Below are 20,960 nucleotides of genomic sequence, written 5' to 3' on the forward strand. Positions count from 1 at the left end.
ACCGACAGAAACGGATCAAGCCAGACTGAGCCGGCGTTCCCGATGCGCCGTCATGTACACCGGCGTGTTCACGACCCCGCACCCGCGATACCCGCCGATCCGTTGCACCACCTCGAAAAACACCCGCGAGCCGACCAGTTCGGTGAAGAAGTGCAGGAACTCTCCGGACGGGTCGCGGTCGTACAGCACCGAGTTCTCCCGCAGCTCCGCGGCGAAGGGCAGATCGAACCGGGCGTCGAGATCGTCGTAGTAGTTCCCCGGAATCTCCAGCAAAGGCGCACCATTTTCCCGCAGAGTACGCGCGACGGCGAGAGCGTCTTCGCACGCGAAGGCGACATGCTGGGGCGAAGGCACTCCCGGCGCCCACTCCCCTCGCCGCACCAGGGCGCTGTCCAGCGTCAGCCGGACGTCCTGATCGCCGACCGCCCGGCTGCGCACGAGACCGAACGGCGCCGCGAACTCGGCGACGGCTTCGGGCGACAAGCCCAGTACCGACCGATAGAACAGCGTCGCCTCGTCGAAGTGGTCGAAAGGTTGTGTCAAGGCGACGTGATCGATGCCGGTTATCCCCGATCCGGCCGAAGACGCTCCGGAGGGAACGAAGTCGCGCAGCCACTCGTCGTTGCCACAGAAGAAGATCTCGGTTCCGTCCGGCGCGGCGACAGCGGCGAGATCCGCCTCTCCCGGACAGTGTTCCCGAGGCAGTACGGGCGCGAGCAACGCCTCCGCGCGCCGAGCCGATCCCCTCGGATCCGCGCTCACCAGGCCGAGTGCGCTGATCGAACCTTCCTCGGCCGCCGAGTTCACCAGCAACCGCGCGGCCCCCTGCTGCCACAGTTGGACCGGCTTCGAGCGATGCGTTCCGATGTGCGTGAAGCCGAGATCCGCGAGCACCGCGCCCGAGACGCCGAGTTCGGCGAAAGCGTGCCCATCCAACCGTGGAGCCGCAGGAACATCAAGGGTGCCAACGGATTCACGCAAGGCCAGCAGGGATCGCATGGCGTCGACGGCCGCCGGCCCCGGATCCGCCTGCCGGAAGACGTCGTTGAAGACCTCCAGCGAAAGCGGTCCTTGATAACCCGCCGCCAGCACATGCCCGGTGAACGCGGCCAGATCGAACGCGCCCTGCCCGGGAAAGAGCCGGTGATGCCTGCTCCAGTGCAGTACGTCCATGTCCAGCAAGGGCGCGTCGGCCAGTTGCAGGAAGAAGATCTTTTCCCCCGGGATCGTCCGGATGGCGCGGGGATCACTGCGTCGCGACAGGATGTGGAAGCTGTCGAGGCAGACTCCCAGGGCCGGGTGGTCGGCCCGCCGGACGATGCGCCACGCGTGCTCGTAGGTGTTCACGAACCGGCCCCACGCGAGCGCTTCGTAGGCGACGCGGATACCGCGCTCCCCCGCCAGTTCGGCCAGTTCGCGCAGCTGCTCGGCGGCGAGATCGTCGTCGTCGTCGACGGCGTCGGGCGAGACCGACGAACAGACCAGGACGGTGTCCGCCCCGAGTTCGGCCATGAGGTCGAACTTCCGCCGCGCCCGGCGGAGATTCGCCCGGAGCACGTCGGGCGGCACCGCCTCGAAGTCGCGGAAGGGCTGGTAGAGGTCGATCGTGAGCCCGAGGTCGGCGCAGAGCCGCCGGATCTCCGACGGCGACCGCCGTGACGCGATCAGGTCGTTCTCGAAGATCTCGACACCGCCGAAGCCCGCCGCGGCGGCCGCGCCGAGTTTGTCCTCGAGGGTGCCGGAGAGGCAGACGGTCGCGATGGCGGTGTCACCGGACATGTGCGGGTTTCCCTTCCAGCGCTTCGAAATGCCGGAGCATCCGGTCCGCGTCCGGTTCCGCGCCGGTGAACAGGCGGAACGAGTCCGCCGCCTGGAAGACCACCATCCCGCCGCCGTGCAGCGTCCGGCAGCCGCGCTCCCTCGCCTGCTTCAGCAGCGCGGTCTCCAGCGGCCGGTACACGATGTCGGCCACCCACATTCCCGGGCGCAACGCCTCGGCGGTAACGGGCGATCCCGGATACGCGGCCATCCCGGTCGGGGTGGCGTGCACGAGCCCGTCGGCGGTCCGCAAGTCTTCCAGCGAACCGGAAAGCGCCCGATCGTCGCCGAAACGCCTGCGCAGAGCGGTCACCAGGGTTCCGGCACGGGCGACGTCGACGTCGTGGACGATCAGCCGTCCGGTCCCCAGCGAAAGCAGGGCGTGGGCCACGGCCGCGCCCGCCCCGCCCGCGCCGAGGAGGACGACCGTGTCCATGTCGGCGTCCGGCAGGCCCTGGGTGAGATTGCGGGCGAAGCCGGTCGCGTCCGTGTTGTGCCCGGTCGCGAGCCCGCCGCGGAACACCACCGTGTTGACCGCGCCGAGCGCCGCGGCGTCCGGCGCGAGCTCGTCGAGATACGGCAGCACCCGCTGCTTCACCGGATGCGTGACGTTGAGGCCGTCGAAGCCTGCGGTCCGCGCGACGGCCAGCACGTCCCCGATCGGCATCCTCAGCACGTCGAGGTCGAGCCGCCGGTAGAGATAGCGCAACCCGAGTTCGTCGGCTTCCCGTTCGTGCAGCGCCGGGCTCAGCGACGGCCCGATGCCGGTGCCGACCAGGCCGATGAGGTAGCTGGTCACCAAGACCCTCCGAGGATTAATGTACGAACTAGTGAGTTCACTGTAGCGCGATCGAGCCGGGGCGAGAAGGGCTGCGCTAGAGTTGGGGCCCCACCAGCGGTTCGAAGGGAGTCAGGTGGCCGCACCGTCGTCCGAGGTCGAGCGCCAGCGCGACAAGGAACGCACCCGCGCCGAAATCCTCGCGGTGGCCACCAGGGAGTTCGCCGACAAGGGGTACGCCGGCGCGAGGGTCGACGAGATCGCCGCTCGCACGAGCACCACGAAGCGGATGATCTACTACTACTTCGGCGGCAAGGAACAGCTCTACGTCGCAGCGCTGGAGCGGGCGTACGCCACCATCCGCACCCTCGAACAGGATCTGGACGTCGATCACCTCGAACCCGAGGACGCGATCCGCCAGCTGGCCGAGCTCACCTTCGACCATCACGAGGCGAACCCGGACTTCATCCGCCTCGTGAGCATCGAGAACATCCACCACGGTGAGCACATCGCGCGGTCCGAAGCCTTGTCCGGCATGGCGAACCCGGCCCTCGACGTGCTCACCCGCATCCTCGACCGCGGCCGCGAGGCCGGCCGGTTCCGCGCCGACGTCGACGCGCTCGACGTGCACATGGTGATCAGCTCGTTCTGCGTGTTCCGCCTCGCGAACCGCCACACCTTCTCCGCGATCTTCGGTCGCGACATGCTCGACCCCGCGCGCCGCGCCCACTACCGCCTGATGCTGGGCGACCTGGTGATCGAGTACCTGACGGCCTGAACTCCCGGCTCTTGACAACCGGGACACCGTCTCGCACGCTGTATTAACTAACTAGATCGTACATAAACTCAATCGTACAGAAATTCAGGAGTGTCGACGTGGCCTCTCCCTCCCCTGTCACGCAAGGCATGCCCCGCAAGGCCGCACTGGCCGCCTGGATCGGCAGCGCCTTGGAGTACTACGACTTCTTCATCTACGGAACCGCCGCCGCACTGGTGTTCAACAAGGTCTTCTTCCCGTCCTCCTCCCCCGCCGCCGGAACCCTGCTCGCGCTCGCGACCTTCGGCGTCGGATACCTGGCCCGCCCGGTCGGCGCGTTCGTGCTCGGACACATCGGAGACCGGCTGGGGCGCAAGAAGGTCCTGGTGTTCACGCTGCTGCTGATGGGCGCCACGACATTCCTCGTCGGCTGCCTGCCGACCTACGCTTCCGTCGGCGTGCTCGCGCCGATCCTTCTGGTGATTCTCCGCCTGCTGCAAGGACTTTCGGCCGCCGGCGAACAGGCGGGCGCCAACTCGATGTCGATGGAGCACGCGCCACCCCACCGGCGCGGCTACTACACGAGCTTCACCCTCAGCGGGACACAGGCGGGCCAGATCCTCGCCACCGCCGTCTTCCTGCCGATCGCCGCGCTCCCCCAGGACCAGCTGCTCACCTGGGGCTGGCGGATCCCGTTCTGGTGCAGTGCCGTCGTGGTGATCGTCGGCTTCGTGATCCGCCGCAAGATCGACGAGACCCCGGTGTTCGAAAAGAACAAGTCCGACGTCGCCAAGCTACCGGTCGCCGTACTGTTCCGGACGCACTGGAAGGACGTGCTCCGCGTCATCGCGGCGGCCACGATCGCCTCCGTCAGCACGATCTTCACCGTCTACGCACTGAGCTACGCGGTCAACACGGTCGGACTGGAGCGCGGGCCGATCCTGTGGGTCGGCGTACTGGCCAACGTCGCCGCGCTGCTCGCGATCCCTTTCCTGGCCGGGCTTTCCGACCGGATCGGCCGCAAACCGGTGTTCATCGCGGGCTGCCTCGCCTGCGGTGTGCTGATCTTCCCGTACCTGTGGTCCATTTCGGACGGTTCCTACCCGCTGATCTTCACCGTCGGCATCCTGCTGTTCGGCGTCGCCTACAGCGCCGTCAACGGGGTGTGGCCGTCGTTCTACGGCGAGATGTTCAGCGCCAAGGTCCGTCTGTCGGGGATGGCGATCGGCACCCAGATCGGGTTCGCCATCGCCGGATTCGCCCCGAGCGTCGTCGCCGCGATCGGTTCGGGGAAAGAGGACTGGCTCGGCGTCGCCGTCTTCACCGCCGCGGTCTGCCTGCTCAGCGCCGCGGCCGCGCTCACCGCGCGCGAAACCCACGATGTCCCGACCGAGGAACTAGGTCAGAATCCCGGCCAGCCTCGCGACAGGAACGCGAACGCGGCGTCCAGCGCGGCGGCGGGATCCGGCTCGACTCCGGCCAAGTCCGGGATCTCCAGGACGTAGCGGGCCAGCAACCGCACCGAGAAACCGTCTTGCCCGCTCTGTTCGGCGATGACCTCCGTGAGCGCGTCCTCGCAGCCCGTCCACAATGTCCTGGCGTAGGCGCGCAGCGCCGGGGTGGCGACCACCAGGTCCGCGACACGGCGAGACAGCGGATCGGGATCCGGGTCGAACGGGCCGCGAGTCGCGAGGAAGTCCCGCAACGCCCGCAAGATCGAAACGCCCTCGGCCCGGGTGCGGACCGCGGCGGCCAAAGCCGCCTCGCGTTCGTGCCCGTGGCCGAGAACGAGCGCCTCCTTGCCACCCGGGAAGTGCGCGAACAGCGTGGACACCGCCGTGTCCGCGGCGTCCGCGATCTCCGCGACGGTGACGTCGTCGAAGCCCCGCTCCAGGAACAGCTCCCGCGCCGCCCCCGACAGGGCCTGACGGGTCGCCGCCTTCTTACGTTCGCGCCTGCCCTGCTCCATGCGAGCCACCTTACATCGAAGTCAATTCGAAATCGAAGTCGGTGTATCTTCGAAGTGACTTCGACTTTGAGAGGCACGACATGACCCACTGGGACGTCCACCACCTGCCGCGCGCCGACGGCAAGACCTTCCTGGTCACCGGCGGCAACGCGGGGATCGGCTACTTCGCCGCCGAACAACTCGCCGGGACCGGCGCCACCGTGCTCCTCGGCAGCCGGGACGCCGCCAAGGCCGAGGCCGCGATGGCGTCGATCCGGTCGCTGGTCCCGGAGGCGAAACTCGGGCACCTGAGGCTCGATCTTTCCGATCTCCCGTCCATCAAGTCCTCTGTGGACGATTTGGACATCGAACGGCTCGACGCCGTCGTCTGCAACGCGGGCGTGCTCCTGGAGGACCAGCCGAGGCGCGAGACCGCCGACGGGCACGAGCTGACGTTCGCCACCAACCACCTCGGGCATTTCGTCCTGGTTCACCATCTGATGCCCCTGCTCGAAGCGGCGGACGCCGGCCGCGTCGTCACCACGGGCAGCTTCGTGGGCAAGTCGGCGGAACTCGACCTGGACGACCTTCAGAGCAAGCGGGATTACCAGCCCAAACGCACCTACGCGCGCTCGAAGCTGGCGCAGATGCTGTTCGCCTTCGAGCTCGACAGGCGACTGCGCGCGGCCGGGAGCACGGTGCTGAGCATTGTCGACCATCCCGGCGGAGCGCTCGACTCCCTCACCCCGTCGCGTCCGGTGCACGCGGCGCCGGACGGACGGAAGTTCCCCGCCGGGCTTCTGTTGCAGGGCAAGGAAGCCGGGGCTTGGCCCGCCGTACGGGCCGCGCTCGACCCCGCCGTCCGCGGCGGCGAGATGTACGGACCCCGGATGTTCGGACTGCGCGGGGAACCCCGGCGGGAACCGGTCCGCGGAAAGCTCGCCGACACCGAGCTCGCCGCCCGGGTGTGGGCGGCGAGCGTCGGCCTCACCGGCGTCGAGGTCACACGGTGACGTCGGTGGATTCCGGTTGGGACCGGCGACGGGACCGCAGGCCCAGCAGCAGGTCGATCACCAGGAACGCCAGCAGGCTGATGCCGAACAGCGGCACGAACCAGCCGATCGCGGCGGCGAGGACGACGAGCCCCGCCACCAGCGCGGGTGGCGCCTTCCGCCACTGACCGCGCGGGATCGGCCGTCCGAAGGTCAGCCCGGTGGCCCGGGTCGGCCTGCGCTGCCACCACATCCGGTAGCCGAGCACGACCATCGTGACCAGACCGGCGCCGAGCAGGAGCAGCGCGATCTGGTTGGGCCAGCCGAAGAGCACGCCCATGTGCGCGTCGATCCCCCAGCGGGCGAGCTTCGCCATCAGCGGGTAGTCGGCGAACCGCACCTCGCCCAGGATCTGCCCGGTGGTCCCGTCGACCGCGACGGTGTCGACCTGCGTCGGCCAGCCGCGCTCGACCTCCGCCACCTGCCAGGGAGCGCCGGGTTTGGCGGGCAGCCCGATCTCCACCGAGGCCGCGTCGATCCCGGCGGCTCGGGCCGAGGCCAGCATCGCGTCGACGCTCTCGGGCCGCGCGGGTGCCGGGGTGGGCGCTTCCCCGTGGCCCGCGTGCCCGGCGTGTTCGTCCCCACCGGTCACCTTCAACGCCGGGGTGGCCCAGCCCAGGGATTCACGCAGGGCGGAGACGTTCTCGCCCGCGTACGCCGACCACGTCAGCCCGGTCGCGGACAGGAACAACGCGCCGAGCAGCACCCACAGGCCGACGGATCCGTGACGGCGCACGGTCTTTCCTCGCGCCGACTCCGCCTTTTCGGCACGGCGGGTCCGGCGGCGGCTCACCCACAGCACGAGACCGCCCAGCGCGACCACCCACAGCCACGACGCGGCGAGTTCGCTGTAGAGCCGTCCCGGCTCGCCGAGCAGCAGGGTGCGGTGCAGCTGATCGAGGGTGGTCCGGAGCGGCAGGGCGCCGCTCGAGCCGTACGCGACGAGGTCGCCGCGCACCTGCGCGGTGGCCGGGTCGACGAAGACGGCGCGTCGCTCGGACTCGCCGAGCCCGTCCTCGGTGAACAGCACGCGGGTCGTGTCACCCGGTTCGGGCGCGGGGCGGACGGCGACCAGGTCACCGCCGGGATGGGCCGCTTGCGCCGCCTTGACCTGGTCGGCGAGCGAGGCCTGGTTCAGCCCGACGGGTGCCCGTAGCTGGTCGGAGTAGATCCAAGACTCCATCTGCGGTGTCGCCGCGTAGAGGACGCCGGTGAGGGCGGCGATGAGGACGAACGGTCCGACGAGAACGCCGGCGTAGAAGTGGAGCCGGAGGAACAGCCCGCGCCAGCCGGACGCGCGTGGCGGGCTCGAGGTCGGTTCGGTTTGCGTTGCCATGGGGGAACTCCTGAGGCGTCGGTGGGGAGGCGTGCGCCTGTGCCGCGCGCCGGGATGGTCACGGCGCACGTGCTGGGCCCTGCCGCGACACGGGTCTCGGCAGGGTTGCGGGGATTCAGGCGAACGACACCGGCGGGCCGCGCCGCGAAACGACGTCTCGCAGGAGCGCCTCGGTCGCGGGGAACTTCACCGCGAGCGGGACGCGGATCCGCAGCGGTGCCGTCGCGGGCCGCGGCGTGAGGCGGCGCGGGAGGACCGAGGCGATCAGCGACAGGAGGGCGAACAGGACGCGCTCGGCGCCGGCGAGGACCGCGACCACCACGAGGGTCGCGACGCCGTGCCCGGCCGCCATGGGCAGCCCATTGCCCGGGGCGTCCGCATGGTGGGAGTGCGACTCCCAGGTCAGGAAGGTGAGGGAGGCGTGCATCGCCGCTTGGCCGCCCGCCACCAGGCAGAGGATGGCGAGTGGTCCGCGTCGCCGTCCCGCGAACGCGTAGGCCACCCAGCTCAGCAGCGCGACGAGCAGGACGACCACCCCGAGATCGGGGACGCGCCCGCTGGTACTGACGTGGGCGCCGGTCGCCAAGATACCGGTCAGGACCCCGACTACCCCACCACGAAGGCGCCTGGCGGGGCCTCGGGTCGGGGTCGTCGTGCGCACGGGAGGCAGAGTAGAGCGCGATCGGCGTTCTGTCGCGGGTCAGAAGAAGGGATTCGGGTTGAAGTACCACAAGAGCCTGCCGTTCGTCCGGCTCTGGACCGGCAACACCGCCTCCGGGCTGGCGACCTGGGCGCTGCCGTTCATCCTCGGCCTGGCGGTGCTCGAACGGTCGCTTTCCGCCGTGGACCTCGGCGTCGTCCTGGCCGCGCGCACCGCGGGTTTCCTCGTGGCCGTCCCGGTGGCCGGGGTCCTCGCCGACCGGCACTCCCGCCGCGGGGTCGTGCTCTGGGCCGGTCTCATCGCGGGTCTCGCGACGCCGGTGATCGCGGTCGGCATGGGCCGGTCCGTGCTGCTGACGGCCGCCGCGGCCGCCGTCGTCGGCGTCGGGCAGGGCGCGTGCCGCCCGGCGTTCCAGGCACTGACCGCCGAGGTCATCCCCGAGGACCGGCGACAGCAGGCCAACGCCGCGATGACGCTGGCCGTGCGGGTGACGACGCTGGTCGCGCCCGGGCTCACCGCGTTGCTCTCGCAGGTCGCCTCGACCCAGGCCCTGGTGATCGGCACCGGCGTGCTGTGGCTGGGCACGGCGCTGATCCCGCCGCGAGGCTCGTTCGCTCTGGCGCCCGCCACCGAGAGGACCCGTTTCTTCGGCGAGTTCGCCGACGGCCTCCGCGAAGCCCGTCGTCACCCGTGGTTCCTGGCCGGGCTCGGCGCGCTGACCGCCGTGATCGCGACCGGCTACTCGGCCACCGGTGTCGTGCTGCCACTGGTCAGCCGCGACCGCTACGACACCGAAGCCGTCTTGGCGGGCGGGCTCACCGCGTACACACTCGGCGCGCTCACGGGCGCCGTCGTCATCGCGCGCTGGCGTCCGAAGCGGCAGGGCTGGGCCGCGCTGATCGGACTCGGCTTCTACGGCTTCGCGCCCCTGAGCCTGCTGTTCCCGGTGCACCCGGCGCTGGTCATCGCCGCCTACGCCGTCGCGGGGCTGGGCATCGAACTGTTCAACGTCCCGTGGTTCACCGCGACCCAGCGGGAGGTCGAACCGGGGAAGCTCGCCCGCGTGTCCTCTTTGGACTTCCTGTTCTCCTATGGCCTGGCACCCGCCGGGCTGGCGTTCATCGCGCCCGCGATCGACGGGTTCGGGGCGGCGCCGGTCCTGGCGGTGTGCGCGGTCGTCTGTTTCGCCGCACCGGCGGCCGCGGCGCTCGTTCCTTCTTCGCGCGACTTTCGGATCACCGCACCGATCAAGAGTGTCTAGTTCTTGCGCTCGCTTGCGGTAAAGTTTCACCCATGACGCGTCGTCTTGCCGAAGTCGCCCGTAAGGTCGGGGTCAGTGAAGCCACGGTCAGCCGGGTGCTCAACGGCCGGTCCGGGGTTTCCGCCAGTACCCGGGCCGCCGTCCTCACCGCGCTGGACGTGATGGGCTACGAACGGCCGACCCAGTTGCGCGGCGACCGCGCCCGCCTGGTCGGCCTTGTCCTCCCCGAACTCCAGAACCCCATCTTCCCCGCACTGGCCGAGATCATGGGCAACGCCCTCGCCCAGCAGGGTTTCACCCCGGTGCTGTGCACGCGGACAGCGGGCGGCGTCTCCGAGGCGGAGTACGTCGAACTGCTGCTCCAGCAACAGGTTTCCGGCGTGGTGTTCGCCGGCGGGCTGTACGCCCAGGCCGACGCGGTGCACTCCCACTACCACCACCTCGCCGAGCGCCGCCTGCCCACGGTGCTGATCAACGCCGCCGTCGACCACCTCGGGCTGCCGCAGATCTCGTGCGACGACGCGGTCGCCGTCGAGCAGGTCGTCGGACATCTGAGCTCGCTCGGGCACGAGAAGATCGGCCTCGTCCTCGGCCCGACCGATCACGTGCCGTCCCAGCGCAAACTCGAGGCGTTCCGCGCCTATGCGGGGAAACTCGGGCTCCCGGTCCTGGACGAGCTCGTCGAGCACGGCATGTTCTCCATCGAAGGCGGGCACGCGGCCGCGGCCCGGCTCTACCCGCGCGGAGCGACGGCCGTCCTGTGCGCGAGCGATCTTCTGGCCCTCGGCGCGATCCGTGCCGCACGGCGACAGGGACTGTCGGTGCCGGACGACATCTCGGTGGTCGGCTACGACGACTCGGCACTGATGAACTGCACCGACCCGCCGCTCACCACGACCCGCCAGCCGATCGAGGCGATGGGCCGCGCCGTGGTGGAACTGCTGGTCAAGCGCATAAACGGCGGCGAAGTGGCGGCCGAGGAGCTGCTGTTCGCGCCCGAACTCGTCGTCCGGGGCTCCACCGCCCGCCGCACTTAGCACCTACTCGCGAGCCGCAAGTCCGTGAAGGCCTCCTTGAGGGACCCAGAGTCCCTCAAGGAGGCCTTCACGGATTTCAGGGACACCGTCGAAGCGGAGACTGTCGCGAAGTTGCAAGTTCTCATCCAGTTATTGCGTTGATCCGGGCCTTCACTTTAGAGTGACCGCAATCACGTGACAGCCGTCGCGATCCCGAGATGAGGCTTGAAGATGAGCAGCACTTGGTCCCCCACCGTGCGCCGCCGGATGTTCTGCCTGCTCCTCGCGGGCGGACTCACCCTGGGGGTGACCGCCTGCGGTTCCGATTCCGGCGACAGCACCGGAACCGGAGGCAAGGTCAAGATCACGGTCACCGGTCAGCCGCCGACCAGCCAGCCGTTCGAGCGCAGCGTGTTCGACGCCGACGTCAAGGAGTTCGAGGAGACCCACCCGGACATCGACATCGAGCCGCACGAAGGGTTCATGGACCCGAAGACGTTCTCCGCGAAGCTCGCCGGCGGGCAGCTGGAAGACGTCTACTACGTCTACTTCACCGACCCGGCGCAGATCATTTCGCGCCGTCAGGCAGCCGACATCACCGAAGCGGCGAAGAGCCTGAAGAATTTCAACGACATCAAGCCGGAACTTCTGGACAACTTCCGGAGCGCCGACGGCAGGCTCTACGGCCTGCCGACGATGAACTACAGCCTGGGCCTGCTCTACAGCCGTCCGCTGTTCCAGAAGGCCGGGCTGGATCCCAACAAACCGCCGCAGACCTGGGACGAGGTCCGCGAGGCCGCTAAGAAGATCGCCGCGCTGGGCAACGGCACCGTCGGGTACGCCGACTACAGCAAGAACAACCAGGGCGGCTGGCATCTGACCGGCTGGCTCTACTCCATGGGCAGTGAGGTCGCCCGCAAGGACGGCGACAAATGGGTCGCCGCCTTCGACAACGACAAGGCCAAGGCCGCCCTGAACCAACTGCGCGCCATGCGGTGGGACGACGACACCATGGGCAGCAAGCAGTTGCTGGAAGCGCAGGACGTCCAGCGGATGATGGGCGCGGGCCAGCTCGGCATGTACATGGCCGCCCCGGACAACGTCCCGGTACTGGTCAAGCAGTTCAACGGCAAGTACGAGGACTACGGCGTCGCCGGGATGCCGGGCGGCCAGGGCACGCTGCTGGGCGGCGAGGGCTACATGATCAACCCCAAGGCCTCGCCGGAGAAGATCAAGGCGGGCCTGGAATGGGTCCGCTGGAAGTACCTCAACCCGGAGCGTTTCGAGAAGCACGTCCAGCAGTACGTCGACGGCAAGCAGCCGGTCGGCCTGCCGGCCGAGCCGACGCCGGACATCTGGCAGGGCGCCGTCCGCGATCAGCAGCTCGCGGTCAAGGCCAAGCACGCCAACGTTCCCGCCGAGAACTTCCAGTCCTATGTGGACACCGGTTCGCGGATCAAGGGCAGCATCGAACCGCCGAACGCGCAGCAGGTGTACGCCATCCTCGACAGCGTGATGCAGGCGGTGCTCACCGACCGGAACGCGAACATCGATCAGCAGCTGTCGTCGGCGGAGTCGAAGGTCAACGGTGTCCTCGCCCAGGTCAAGTAGCGTCCTCGACTGGCCCGCGGCGAAGTCGTCGCGGGCCGGTCGCCCGGTCGCGTCCGCGGCCGACCGCCGCCGGACCCGTTTTCGCCGCAAGCTCAAGGAGAACGTCACCGCGTACGGGCTGCTGTGCGCCGCGCTCGTGGTGTTCGCGCTGTTCTCCTGGTACCCGATCGTGCGCGGAGTACTGCTGAGCTTCCAGCAGGTCGACTTCGTCAACCCGCCGACGTGGGTCGGATTCGACAACTTCACCCGCCTGTTCGAAGACCCGCTGTTCGGTGTCGCCTGGCGCAACACGCTGCTGTTCACCGGGCTCGCGCTGGTCTTCGGGTTCGTGGTGCCGTTCCTGACCGCGGTACTGCTCAACGAACTCCGGCACGCGAAGGCGTTCTTCCGGCTCGCCGTCTACCTGCCGGTGATGCTGCCGCCGGTGGTCACCGCGCTGATGTGGAAGTGGTTCTACGACCCGGGCGCCGGGCTGTTCAACTCCGCACTCGGCGCCGTCGGACTGCCCGGCGGCCAGTGGCTCGACTCGAGCGACACCTCCATGCTGTCTCTGGTGTTCGTCTCCACCTGGGCGAACATGGGCAGCACCACGCTGATCTACCTCGCCGCGCTCGGCACGATCCCCGGTGAGCTGTACGAAGCCGCGGAACTCGACGGCGCCGGGCTGTGGAAGCGGCTGCTCCACGTCACGCTGCCGCAGACGCGGTTCGTGCTGCTGGTGCTCCTGCTGCTGCAGGTCGTCGCGACGATGCAGGTGTTCACCGAGCCGTACGTGATGACCGGCGGCGGACCGGACGACTCCACCGTCACCGTGCTCCTGCTGCTGTACCGCTACGCCTTCGTCTACAACGACTTCGGTTCGGCCAGCGCGTTGAGCCTGTTGCTGTTCGTCGCGCTCGGGGTGTTCTCCGCGCTGTACGTGCGCCTGACCCGGAAGGCGGATCAGTCATGAGGACACTCGTCTCCCCCAGCACGCTCCGCAGTCCCGGCGGGAAGATCGGGTACGCCGTCATCTTCGGCTGCACCCTGCTCCTGTTCGTCATCGCGTTCCTGTTCCCGCTGTACTGGGCGGTGACCGGCGCGATGAAGTCACCGCAGGAGCTGGCGCAGACGCCGGCGACGTTCATTCCGGACGAATGGCATCCGGAGACCTTCGCCGACGCGTGGGACCAGCTGAGTCTCGGCAAGTACTTCCTCAACACGATCGTCGTCGCCGGTGGCGCCTGGCTCGCCCAGCTGGCCATCGACGTCCCCGCGGCGTTCGCGTTGTCGAAGCTGCGGCCGAGATTCGGCAACATCGTGCTGGGGCTGATGCTGGCGACGCTGATGCTGCCCGCCACGGCGCTGCTGGTGCCGACCTACGTGACGATCACCGATCTGCCGCTGCTGAACGTCAACCTGATCAACTCACCGGCGGCGGTCTGGCTGCCCGCCGCCGCGAACGCGTTCAACATCTATCTGCTGAAACGGTTCTTCGACCAGATCCCGGACGAGCTGATCGAAGCCGCGCGGCTCGACGGCGCCGGGCCGGTGCGCACGCTGTGGCGGATCATCCTGCCGATCTCGCGGCCGATCCTGGCCGTGGTCTCGATCCTCGCGGTGGTGGCCGCGTGGAAGGACTTCATCTGGCCGCTGCTGGTGTTCCCGGACACCGAGAAGCAGACGCTGTCGGTGATGCTGCAACGCGTCGCCATCGACATGCCGCTGAACGTGCTGGTCGCCGGCATGGTGCTGGCCAGCCTGCCGATGGTGGCGCTGTTCCTGGCGTTCCAGCGGCACATCCTGGCCGGCCTCACCGCGGGCGGCCTCAAAGGCTGATTTCCGCCGCTTTCGGGGTTTCCACAAACGATTGGGAGGGCATTTCCGTGACCGCATTGGGGCAGTCCGCCGGATGGTGGCGGAGCGCGGCGATCTACCAGGTCTACCTCCGCAGTTTCGCGGACGGGAACGGGGACGGCGTCGGCGATCTCGCCGGGGTCCGCGCGCGGCTGGACTACCTGGCCGAACTGGGGATCGACGCGATCTGGTTCACCCCGTGGTACCCGTCGCCGATGGACGACGGCGGCTACGACGTCGCCGACTTCCGGGAGATCGACCCGCTCTTCGGCACGCTCGCCGAGGCGGAGGAGCTGATCGCCGCCGCCCACGCGAAGGGCATCCGCGTGATCATCGACATCGTGCCGAACCACTGCTCCGACGAGCACCAGTGGTTCAAGGACGCGCTCGCGTCGGAGCCGGGATCGCCCGAGCGGCAACGGTTCTGGTTCAGACCGGGTCAGGGGCCGGAAGGTTCCGAACCGCCGAACAACTGGAAGTCGCGCTTCGGCGGGTCCGCGTGGACGCGGGTCCCGGACGGCGAGTGGTACCTGCACCTCTACAGCTCGCGGCAGCCGGACTTCAACTGGGACAACCAGGACATCCGCGCGGATTTCGAGGACGTGCTGCGGTTCTGGTTCGACCGCGGGGTCGACGGTTTCCGCATCGACGTCGCCGATGGGCTGGTGAAGGATCCGCGGCTGCCCGACGTCGACCCCGGTGACGAGACGCCGTTCTCCGATCAGGAGGGGCTGCACGAGATCTACCGGTCGTGGCGCAAGATCGCCGACAGCTACCCGGGTGACCGGGTGCTGGTCGGCGAGATGTGGCTGCCGGACATGTCACGGGCCGCGCGATATCTCCGCCGGGACGAGCTGCACGCGGCGTTCAACTTCGATTTCCTGGTGTGCCCCTGGGATTCCGCGCGTTTCCGGGACGTCATCGAGCGGACGCTGATGGCGCACGACGAGGTCGACGCGCCCGCGGCCTGGGTCCTGTCGAACCACGACGTCACCCGGCACGTGACCCGGTACGGACGTGCGGGCGACACCGGTTTCGCGTTCGCCGACCGGTTGCACGGCACCCCGGTCGACCGGGAACTGGGCACTCGCCGGGCCCGGGCGGCTGCGCTGCTGACCATGGCGCTGCCCGGTGGATTGTATGTCTACCAAGGGGAAGAGCTCGGCCTGTGGGAGATCGAGGACATCCCCGGCGACCTCCGCCAGGATCCGGTGTGGGCCCGCACGAACGGCGCCGATCCCGGCCGTGACGGCTGCCGGGTCCCGCTCCCCTGGTCCGGTGACGCCCCGCCGTTCGGTTTCGGCACCGGGGGAACGTGGCTGCCCCAGCCCGCGGAATGGCGTTCGAGCACGGCGGAGTCCCAGGCGGCCGAACCGGCGTCGATGCTCCGGCTCTACCGCGCCGGTCTGCGCCTGCGGGACGAGCTTCCCGCGCTCGGCCCCGGTGGTCTGGAGTGGCTGTCGCTGGGCGACGGCGTGCTCGCGTTCACGCGTGAGCCGGGGTTCACCTTCGTGCTGAACTTCTCGGACGCGCCGGTGCCGCTGCCGCCGCATCGCGAGGTGCTCATGTCCAGTGGCGCGATCGAGGACGAGCTCCCGACGGACACGGCGGTGTGGCTGCGCACCTGATCAGCGGCCGGTCGTGACCCGGCTGATCCGGCCGCGCATCCGTGCGCGGCCTGCCGGGTCACGCCACCGGAGGTGCCTGTCGAGCACTTCGCGGAGCACGCCGCCGAGGACGAGGCCGTCCGTGGCGGCTTCGACACAGGGATGTTCACGGAGCCAGTCGAACAGCTCCGAAGACCGCCCTCCCGGCAGCACCGACCGGAGGAGGTCTTCGGTGGTGTGCTCCGCTTCCGCGCACACGTACAACGCCCAGCGATGTGCTTCCGACGGCGGATTCCCGGCCAGATGCCGGTAAACCGTGTCGACCACGTAGCGTGCCGCGTCCGATCGTGGTGACCTGCTGACCTCGGCGGCCAGGGAGAGCGCGAACGGATTGCCCGCCGCGAAGTCCACAATGGACGCCCGGAGCCCCGGCTCGACATCGCGCGCTTCGAGCAGCGCAGCGGACTCGTCGTCGCTCAAGGCTTCGAGCCTCCGGAGCCTGATCCGGCCCGACCACGCCGGGTCGACCAGCAGCGCGGCGTCCGGATCCCGCCGTCCCGCGATGACGACGGTGGCGTCTTCGGGCAGGCGTCGGAGGACGTCGGCCGGATCGTCGAGGTCTTCGAACGCGTCGACCAGCCGCACCGGCTTGCGCAGGGCGGCCGCGTCGTCGGCGAACTTCCGCAGGAGTGTCGACTTCCCGATGCCGGGAGCGCCGGTGAAGAACAGCACCTCGACGCCTTTGGCCGGATCCCTGGTCAACAGCCGCCGGAACTCGGCGCGTTCGCGCTCGCGGCCGACGAACAGCGCGTCCGGTGCGCGGAGAACAGGTGTCCGCTCCTCCTCGGCTCGAAGCACCTTCTCGTGCAAGGCCCGCAGTTTCGGCCCCGGCCGGACACCGAGTTCTTCGTCGAAGAGGTCGTGGATCGCCCGGTAGAGCTCCAACGCCTCGGCCCGGCGCCCGCCCCGGTGGAGGGCGAGCAGGTAGATCTCGTACAGCGGTTCTTCGAGGCGGTTCCGCTCGATCAGCGCGGGGACCTCGGCCATCACCTCGTCGTGTTCCCCGAGCTCAAGACGCAGCCGGAGCAGCTCCTGGGTGGCGGTCAGCTTCAGCCGCTCCAGCCGTGAGCGCTCATGCTCGGCGGCTTCGCCGGGGACACCGGCCAGCGCCGTCCCGGTCCAGAGGCCGAGCGCCCGCTCCAGCAGTTTCGCCGCGACGTCGGCGGTGTTCGCCTGGCGCGCGCTCTCGATCAGCCCGGCGAACTCGACCGCGTCCACCTCGAAGGGGTCCGGGTCGAGCTGGTAGCCGCCGGACCGCGAGGTGATCGCCGATCCCAGTCCCTGCAAGGAAAGAAGCCGCCGGAGGCGGGAGATGTAGGTGCGGATGACGGCCTCGCCGGTCACCGGCGCCCGCTCGCCCCAGAGGCCGTCGATCAGCTCACCGGTCCGGACGAAACTGCCCGCGTTGGCCAGCAACAGCATCAGGACGGCCTGCTGTTGCGGCGAGCCGAGGTCCAGCCGGGTGCCGCCGCTGGTGAAACCGGGCGGGCCGAGCACGGTGAAGCGGTACCGGACTTCCTGCGGCAGGGGCGACATGAGCCGAAAGGTAGGCGGGCTCCGGCGGCCGCCGCGACCGTCGGACGACGTCGTCGGCGTACGTCGTCCACGCGTGACGTACACGAATGACGTCGTCCGACGGGCGCCGAGGTCCCGGCCGGATTCCTACGGTTGCGGCATGTCTGAAACCACGTACACCGCCGTCGCCACTTCGACCGCGGAAGGCCGCAACGGCGGCCGGGCGACCTCCGACGACGGCGCGCTCGACGTCGGCCTCGCCGTTCCGAAGGCTTTCGGTGGCGCCGGCGACGGCACGAACCCCGAGCAACTGTTCGCCGCGGGCTGGGCGTCCTGCTTCGTCGGCGCCGTCCGCCGCGTCGCGGGTGCCAAGAAGGTGCCGCTGAACGACCTCGCGGTCGTCGCCGAGGTGACGCTGCACCACGACACCGACGCGGGCGAGTTCCACCTGAGCGCCGCGCTGCACCTGGAGGCGACCGGCATCGACCAGGCCACCGCCGACGAACTGGTGCGGGGCGCCCACCAGGTGTGCCCGTACTCCAAGGCGACGCGGGGGAACGTGGAGGTCACGTTGGACGCGACGGTGGCGTAAAGAGAGGAGGTCGTGAGTGATTCGCGTCGTTCTAACGAGGCGCAACGCAGAGGTGTCCTGTCGGGTGCCAAGTCCGTGAAGGCCTCCTTGAGGGACTCTGGGTCCCTCAAGGAGGCCTTCACGGACCGGTGCTCGACGGCGAGAAGCGGGCTGAAGGGGACTTTCCTCTCAACTCATGAGCGGAAAGCCCCCTTCGCCTAGGTCTTGCGGTCTTCAGAAGTGGCGGAGATTCGAAGGTGTCGCGAAAGCCACTTTCAGGGCATCTGACGTCCTGAAAGTGGCTTTCGCGACACCCGAGGTCAGCATGTGGGCGAGCGAAGCAACACGCCACCTTTGCCTTACCCCTCACTAACGGCCCAAATCACTCACGACATCTTTCAACTCGGCCCGAGAACTCACCCCGAGTTTCGGGAAGATCCGGTGCAGATGCGTCCCCACGGTCCGGTGGGAGAGGTAGAGCCGCTGCCCGATCTCCCGGTTCGTCAGTCCCTCGGCGGCCAGTTGCACGATGCTCAGCTCGTGCGGCGTCAGCTTGTCGCGCGCGTCGGGGCCGCGGTTGGGGCTGGACTCCCCCGCGCTCCGCAGTTCACGACGCGCGCGTTCGGCCCACGCGGTCATGCCGAGCGCGTCGAAGGTCTCCCGCGCGGTGCGCAGATGCGCCCGCGAGTCGACGGCGCGCCGCTGTCGTCGCAGCCATTCGCCGTAGGCCAGGTGCAGCCGCCCGCGTTCGGCGGGCCACCCGTCCAGCTCTGCTCCCAAGGCGGTCTCGAAGAGTTCGTCGCTCGGGTCGAGCACCGCGCGGGCGTAGCGCAGTCCGATGTGCAGAGCGGGCGCCGGGGTCGACAGGGCCAGCTTCTCCATCTCCGCGACGATCTCCCGCAGCGCCTCGACCTGGCCCGCTCGGATCGCGACCTCGGTGAGGTCCGCGACGAAGTAGACGCGCAGCGCCAGCTGAAAGGCGGGATCGGCGGGGTCGAACAAGCGCCGCAGATCGGCGAACGCGTCGTCGAAGCGGCCTTCGCTCGACGCCGTGATGCCCCTGGCCAGCTGCACCGTCGCCAGTACCGGCCGGGCACCGGCGGCGAGCCCGGTCCGTTCGGCCTCGTCGGCCAGTGCCTTGGACTGTTTGTGCTCGCCCCGCAGCGCGGCGATCTCGGCCTGGACGGCGGTGGCGAGGCCGTACATGAACGGCTGCCCGGTCTCCTTGGCGAACTTGGCCGCTTCCGCCGCGACCGGTACGGCGGCGGCCAGGTCCCCGAGCCGGACCCGGCTCCACGCCTGGACGGCCAGCGCCCGCGGCAGCAAGCCGAGCCTGCCTTGCGCACGCAGCCCCGGCGCCGCGGCCGCGGAGAACCGGGCGGCCAGATCGACCGCGCCGACCTGCAATGACGCGCTGCCGAGAAAACGGTCGACCTCGGGATCGGCTCCGGTGGTGGCGGCGAGTCCGCGCAGCTCGCCGAGCACGGACTCCGCTCGTTCGAACGGCGCCACGTAGGCGGCGACGGCGACCAGACGCGGGTCCGAGTTCTCGACCGGCAGACCGTCCGCGACGGCCAGCAGCGTCCGCCGCGCCTCCGCGCCGGGTTCGGCCCAGAAGCAGCGCATGGCGGCACCCCACAGGACGCGCATCGCCGGATCCGGCTGCCCCTCCTCCGCGACCGACTCGGCCAGCCGCGCGAGTTCGCCGACCCGGGACAGATCCTCGCGGACGCCGTCCTCGAAACCGCTGAGCAGCCAGCTCGCCGTCGATCGCTGTCGTGGCGTGAGTTCTCTCGCGCGCGCGTCCCGGACGAGCCGTTCCGCCGTCTCGCGGCCGCCGGATTCGACGGCCTGCTCGGCCGCGCGCAGCAACCGGTCCGCCCGCCGTTCCGGATCGGCGCTCAACCGGGCCGCCTGCTCCAGCGCGGCGACGGCGGCCGCCGTCCCGCCACGGTGCCGCGCCCGGTCGGCGGCGTTCTCCAGTGCGCGCGCCACCTCCTCGTCGGCACCGGTCGCCGCGGCCGCCTGCTGCCAGGCCCGTCGATCCGGCTGCTCGCGGAGGATCTCGGCGAGCGCCCGGTGAGCACGGCGCCGGTCTTCGAGCGGCACCGACGCGGGGATCGCCGAACGCATCAGCGGATGCCGGAAGAAGACCGTCCGGGGTTCGAGGTCGATCAACCGGGCCTCGACCGCGGGCGCCAGTGCCGACGGCTGGACGTCTTCGCCCAGCAGCTCGCTCGCCGCCGCGAGTGTCTCGGTGAGCGAGCCGGTCTCATTGAGCGCGGCCACCAGCAACGTCGTCCGCACCGGCTCCGGCAGGGCGGTGAACCGGGCACCGAACGTGCGCTCCAGCCGTTCGGTGAGCGGCAGCACGGGATCGGGCGCCTCGGTCACGGCCGACGGCAGTTCGGTCAGGGCCAGCGGATTCCCGGCGGCCTCGGCCAGCAGACGGGACCGGACCGGGGAGGTGAGCCCGGGGGCGACGGAGTCGAGCAGCTCGGCGGCCACGTCGCCGGGCAGGCGTTCGAGGTCCATTGAGGACAGTCCCGCGTCCCGCAGCGGCGACGGCTCCCCGTCCCGGAGCGTCGCGATCAGGACGATCGGCTCCGTGTCGATCCGCCTGGCCACGAACGCGAGGACGTCGGCGCTCTCGCGGTCCATCCAGTGGACGTCCTCGGCGACGATCAGCAACGGCTTGACCGCGGCCTCCTCCGAAAGGAGCGTCAGCGCGGCGAGACCGACGAAATACGGGTTGGGCTCCGCCGACTCGGCGAGCCCCAGCGCCGCCCAGAGCGCGGAACGCTGCGGCGCGGGCAGCGTGTCCGCACCGGCCCGCACCGGGTGCAGCAGCTGGTGCAGGGCCGCGTAGGCGAAATTCCGCTCCGCCTCGACGGCGGTCGTGCGCAGCACCCGCAGGCCGCCGACCGTCGCCGCGGCCACGGCCTCCGCCACGACGGCGGACTTGCCGATACCGGGCTCCCCCTGGACGAGGACCCCGGCGCAGCCGTCGGCGGGCCCGTCGACGAGCTCGCTCAGGTCCTTCAGCTCGGCTTCCCGTCCGAAAAGCGGCATGGTGCGGCATTCCTCCCCTGGGCCGGATGGCCCAGTCCGACGATACCCAAACGGTCTGGTT

General features: G+C 69.8%; 17 protein-coding genes. 10 read left to right on the forward strand and 7 right to left on the reverse strand.

Features of this window, described 5'->3' with window-relative positions; genetic code table 11:
• Nucleotides 1-15 precede the first annotated feature (15 nt).
• Nucleotides 16-1,779, reverse strand: a complete 1,764-nt coding sequence (locus B0293_RS14415; RefSeq protein ID WP_005167389.1) for a bifunctional sugar phosphate isomerase/epimerase/4-hydroxyphenylpyruvate dioxygenase family protein — start codon at nucleotides 1,777-1,779, stop codon at nucleotides 16-18.
• Nucleotides 1,769-2,617, reverse strand: coding sequence for a shikimate dehydrogenase (locus B0293_RS14420; protein WP_005167390.1), 849 nt, complete (start codon nucleotides 2,615-2,617; stop codon nucleotides 1,769-1,771). Before B0293_RS14420 ends, B0293_RS14415 begins: the two co-directional genes overlap by 11 nt.
• Nucleotides 2,618-2,732: 115 nt before the next feature.
• On the opposite strand from B0293_RS14420, the gene B0293_RS14425 reads away from it, so the two are divergent.
• Together B0293_RS14425 and B0293_RS14430 are read left to right on the forward strand one after the other, a co-directional pair.
• A complete protein-coding gene (locus B0293_RS14425) occupies nucleotides 2,733-3,374 on the forward strand; it encodes a TetR/AcrR family transcriptional regulator (RefSeq protein ID WP_005167391.1) in 642 nt (213 codons plus the stop codon).
• A 128-nt stretch (nucleotides 3,375-3,502) separates the two neighbouring features.
• A complete protein-coding gene (locus B0293_RS14430; protein WP_039919822.1) occupies nucleotides 3,503-4,858 on the forward strand; it encodes an MFS transporter in 1,356 nt (451 codons plus the stop codon).
• Here the strand turns inward: B0293_RS14430 and B0293_RS14435 are convergent.
• Complete coding sequence (locus B0293_RS14435; RefSeq protein ID WP_245192160.1) at nucleotides 4,756-5,322, reverse strand: TetR/AcrR family transcriptional regulator; 567 nt, start codon at nucleotides 5,320-5,322, stop codon at nucleotides 4,756-4,758. The genes B0293_RS14430 and B0293_RS14435 overlap by 103 nt on opposite strands.
• Nucleotides 5,323-5,402: 80 nt before the next feature.
• Between B0293_RS14435 and B0293_RS14440 the strand changes: the two genes are divergently transcribed.
• Nucleotides 5,403-6,314, forward strand: a complete 912-nt coding sequence (locus B0293_RS14440; protein ID WP_039919823.1) for an SDR family NAD(P)-dependent oxidoreductase — start codon at nucleotides 5,403-5,405, stop codon at nucleotides 6,312-6,314.
• Here the strand turns inward: B0293_RS14440 and B0293_RS14445 are convergent.
• Complete coding sequence (locus B0293_RS14445) at nucleotides 6,304-7,689, reverse strand: PepSY-associated TM helix domain-containing protein (protein ID WP_005167395.1); 1,386 nt, start codon at nucleotides 7,687-7,689, stop codon at nucleotides 6,304-6,306. The two genes, B0293_RS14440 and B0293_RS14445, sit on opposite strands and share 11 nt — an antisense overlap.
• A 115-nt stretch (nucleotides 7,690-7,804) precedes the next feature.
• On the reverse strand, nucleotides 7,805-8,350 hold the full coding sequence (locus B0293_RS14450; protein ID WP_052014627.1) for a hypothetical protein: 546 nt from the start codon (nucleotides 8,348-8,350) through the stop codon (nucleotides 7,805-7,807).
• Between the two features lie 58 nt (nucleotides 8,351-8,408).
• Between B0293_RS14450 and B0293_RS14455 the strand changes: the two genes are divergently transcribed.
• From B0293_RS14455 to B0293_RS14480, 6 genes are all read left to right on the forward strand, one after another.
• Nucleotides 8,409-9,611: an MFS transporter gene (locus B0293_RS14455; RefSeq protein WP_005167398.1), complete on the forward strand. Its 1,203-nt coding sequence runs from the start codon at nucleotides 8,409-8,411 to the stop codon at nucleotides 9,609-9,611.
• A 32-nt stretch (nucleotides 9,612-9,643) separates the two neighbouring features.
• Nucleotides 9,644-10,648, forward strand: a complete 1,005-nt coding sequence (locus B0293_RS14460; RefSeq protein WP_005167400.1) for a LacI family DNA-binding transcriptional regulator — start codon at nucleotides 9,644-9,646, stop codon at nucleotides 10,646-10,648.
• A gap of 210 nt (nucleotides 10,649-10,858) precedes the next feature.
• Nucleotides 10,859-12,238, forward strand: coding sequence for an ABC transporter substrate-binding protein (locus B0293_RS14465; protein ID WP_005167402.1), 1,380 nt, complete (start codon nucleotides 10,859-10,861; stop codon nucleotides 12,236-12,238).
• Nucleotides 12,216-13,190 (forward strand): carbohydrate ABC transporter permease, encoded by a 975-nt coding sequence (locus tag B0293_RS14470; RefSeq protein WP_005167404.1) that lies wholly within the window; start codon nucleotides 12,216-12,218, stop codon nucleotides 13,188-13,190. The genes B0293_RS14465 and B0293_RS14470 overlap by 23 nt, the downstream gene beginning before the upstream one ends.
• Nucleotides 13,187-14,056, forward strand: coding sequence for a carbohydrate ABC transporter permease (locus tag B0293_RS14475; protein WP_005167406.1), 870 nt, complete (start codon nucleotides 13,187-13,189; stop codon nucleotides 14,054-14,056). Before B0293_RS14470 ends, B0293_RS14475 begins: the two co-directional genes overlap by 4 nt.
• A 47-nt stretch (nucleotides 14,057-14,103) precedes the next feature.
• The gene (locus B0293_RS14480; protein WP_005167407.1) at nucleotides 14,104-15,702 is read left to right on the forward strand and encodes a glycoside hydrolase family 13 protein; all 1,599 of its coding nucleotides are present in this window, start codon (nucleotides 14,104-14,106) and stop codon (nucleotides 15,700-15,702) included.
• On the opposite strand, the gene B0293_RS14485 is transcribed toward B0293_RS14480, so the two are convergent.
• The gene (locus tag B0293_RS14485; RefSeq protein ID WP_039919827.1) at nucleotides 15,703-17,277 is read right to left on the reverse strand and encodes a BTAD domain-containing putative transcriptional regulator; all 1,575 of its coding nucleotides are present in this window, start codon (nucleotides 17,275-17,277) and stop codon (nucleotides 15,703-15,705) included.
• Between the two features lie 139 nt (nucleotides 17,278-17,416).
• Between B0293_RS14485 and B0293_RS14490 the strand changes: the two genes are divergently transcribed.
• Nucleotides 17,417-17,848: an organic hydroperoxide resistance protein gene (locus tag B0293_RS14490; RefSeq protein WP_005167410.1), complete on the forward strand. Its 432-nt coding sequence runs from the start codon at nucleotides 17,417-17,419 to the stop codon at nucleotides 17,846-17,848.
• Between the two features lie 348 nt (nucleotides 17,849-18,196).
• On the opposite strand, the gene B0293_RS14495 is transcribed toward B0293_RS14490, so the two are convergent.
• Entirely contained in the window at nucleotides 18,197-20,899 is a 2,703-nt protein-coding gene (locus B0293_RS14495) for a helix-turn-helix transcriptional regulator (protein WP_005167412.1), read from the reverse strand.
• Nucleotides 20,900-20,960: the final 61 nt, after the last annotated feature.

Source organism: Amycolatopsis azurea DSM 43854 (genome assembly GCF_001995215.1).
Taxonomy (GTDB): domain Bacteria; phylum Actinomycetota; class Actinomycetes; order Mycobacteriales; family Pseudonocardiaceae; genus Amycolatopsis; species Amycolatopsis azurea.

Excerpts from the sequence above, each read along its gene's own strand:
- B0293_RS14430 (WP_039919822.1), top strand. The coding sequence starts at position 3,503 with ATGCCCCGCAAGGCCGCACTGGCCGCCTGGATCGGCAGCGCCTTGGAG.
- B0293_RS14475 (WP_005167406.1), top strand. The coding sequence starts at position 13,187 with ATGAGGACACTCGTCTCCCCCAGCACGCTCCGCAGTCCCGGCGGGAAG.
- B0293_RS14465 (WP_005167402.1), top strand. The coding sequence starts at position 10,859 with ATGAGCAGCACTTGGTCCCCCACCGTGCGCCGCCGGATGTTCTGCCTG.
- B0293_RS14460 (WP_005167400.1), top strand. The coding sequence starts at position 9,644 with ATGACGCGTCGTCTTGCCGAAGTCGCCCGTAAGGTCGGGGTCAGTGAA.
- B0293_RS14485 (WP_039919827.1), bottom strand. The coding sequence starts at position 17,277 with ATGTCGCCCCTGCCGCAGGAAGTCCGGTACCGCTTCACCGTGCTCGGC.
- B0293_RS14415 (WP_005167389.1), bottom strand. The coding sequence starts at position 1,779 with ATGTCCGGTGACACCGCCATCGCGACCGTCTGCCTCTCCGGCACCCTC.
- B0293_RS14445 (WP_005167395.1), bottom strand. The coding sequence starts at position 7,689 with ATGGCAACGCAAACCGAACCGACCTCGAGCCCGCCACGCGCGTCCGGC.
- B0293_RS14490 (WP_005167410.1), top strand. The coding sequence starts at position 17,417 with ATGTCTGAAACCACGTACACCGCCGTCGCCACTTCGACCGCGGAAGGC.
- B0293_RS14495 (WP_005167412.1), bottom strand. The coding sequence starts at position 20,899 with ATGCCGCTTTTCGGACGGGAAGCCGAGCTGAAGGACCTGAGCGAGCTC.
- B0293_RS14435 (WP_245192160.1), bottom strand. The coding sequence starts at position 5,322 with ATGGAGCAGGGCAGGCGCGAACGTAAGAAGGCGGCGACCCGTCAGGCC.
- B0293_RS14440 (WP_039919823.1), top strand. The coding sequence starts at position 5,403 with ATGACCCACTGGGACGTCCACCACCTGCCGCGCGCCGACGGCAAGACC.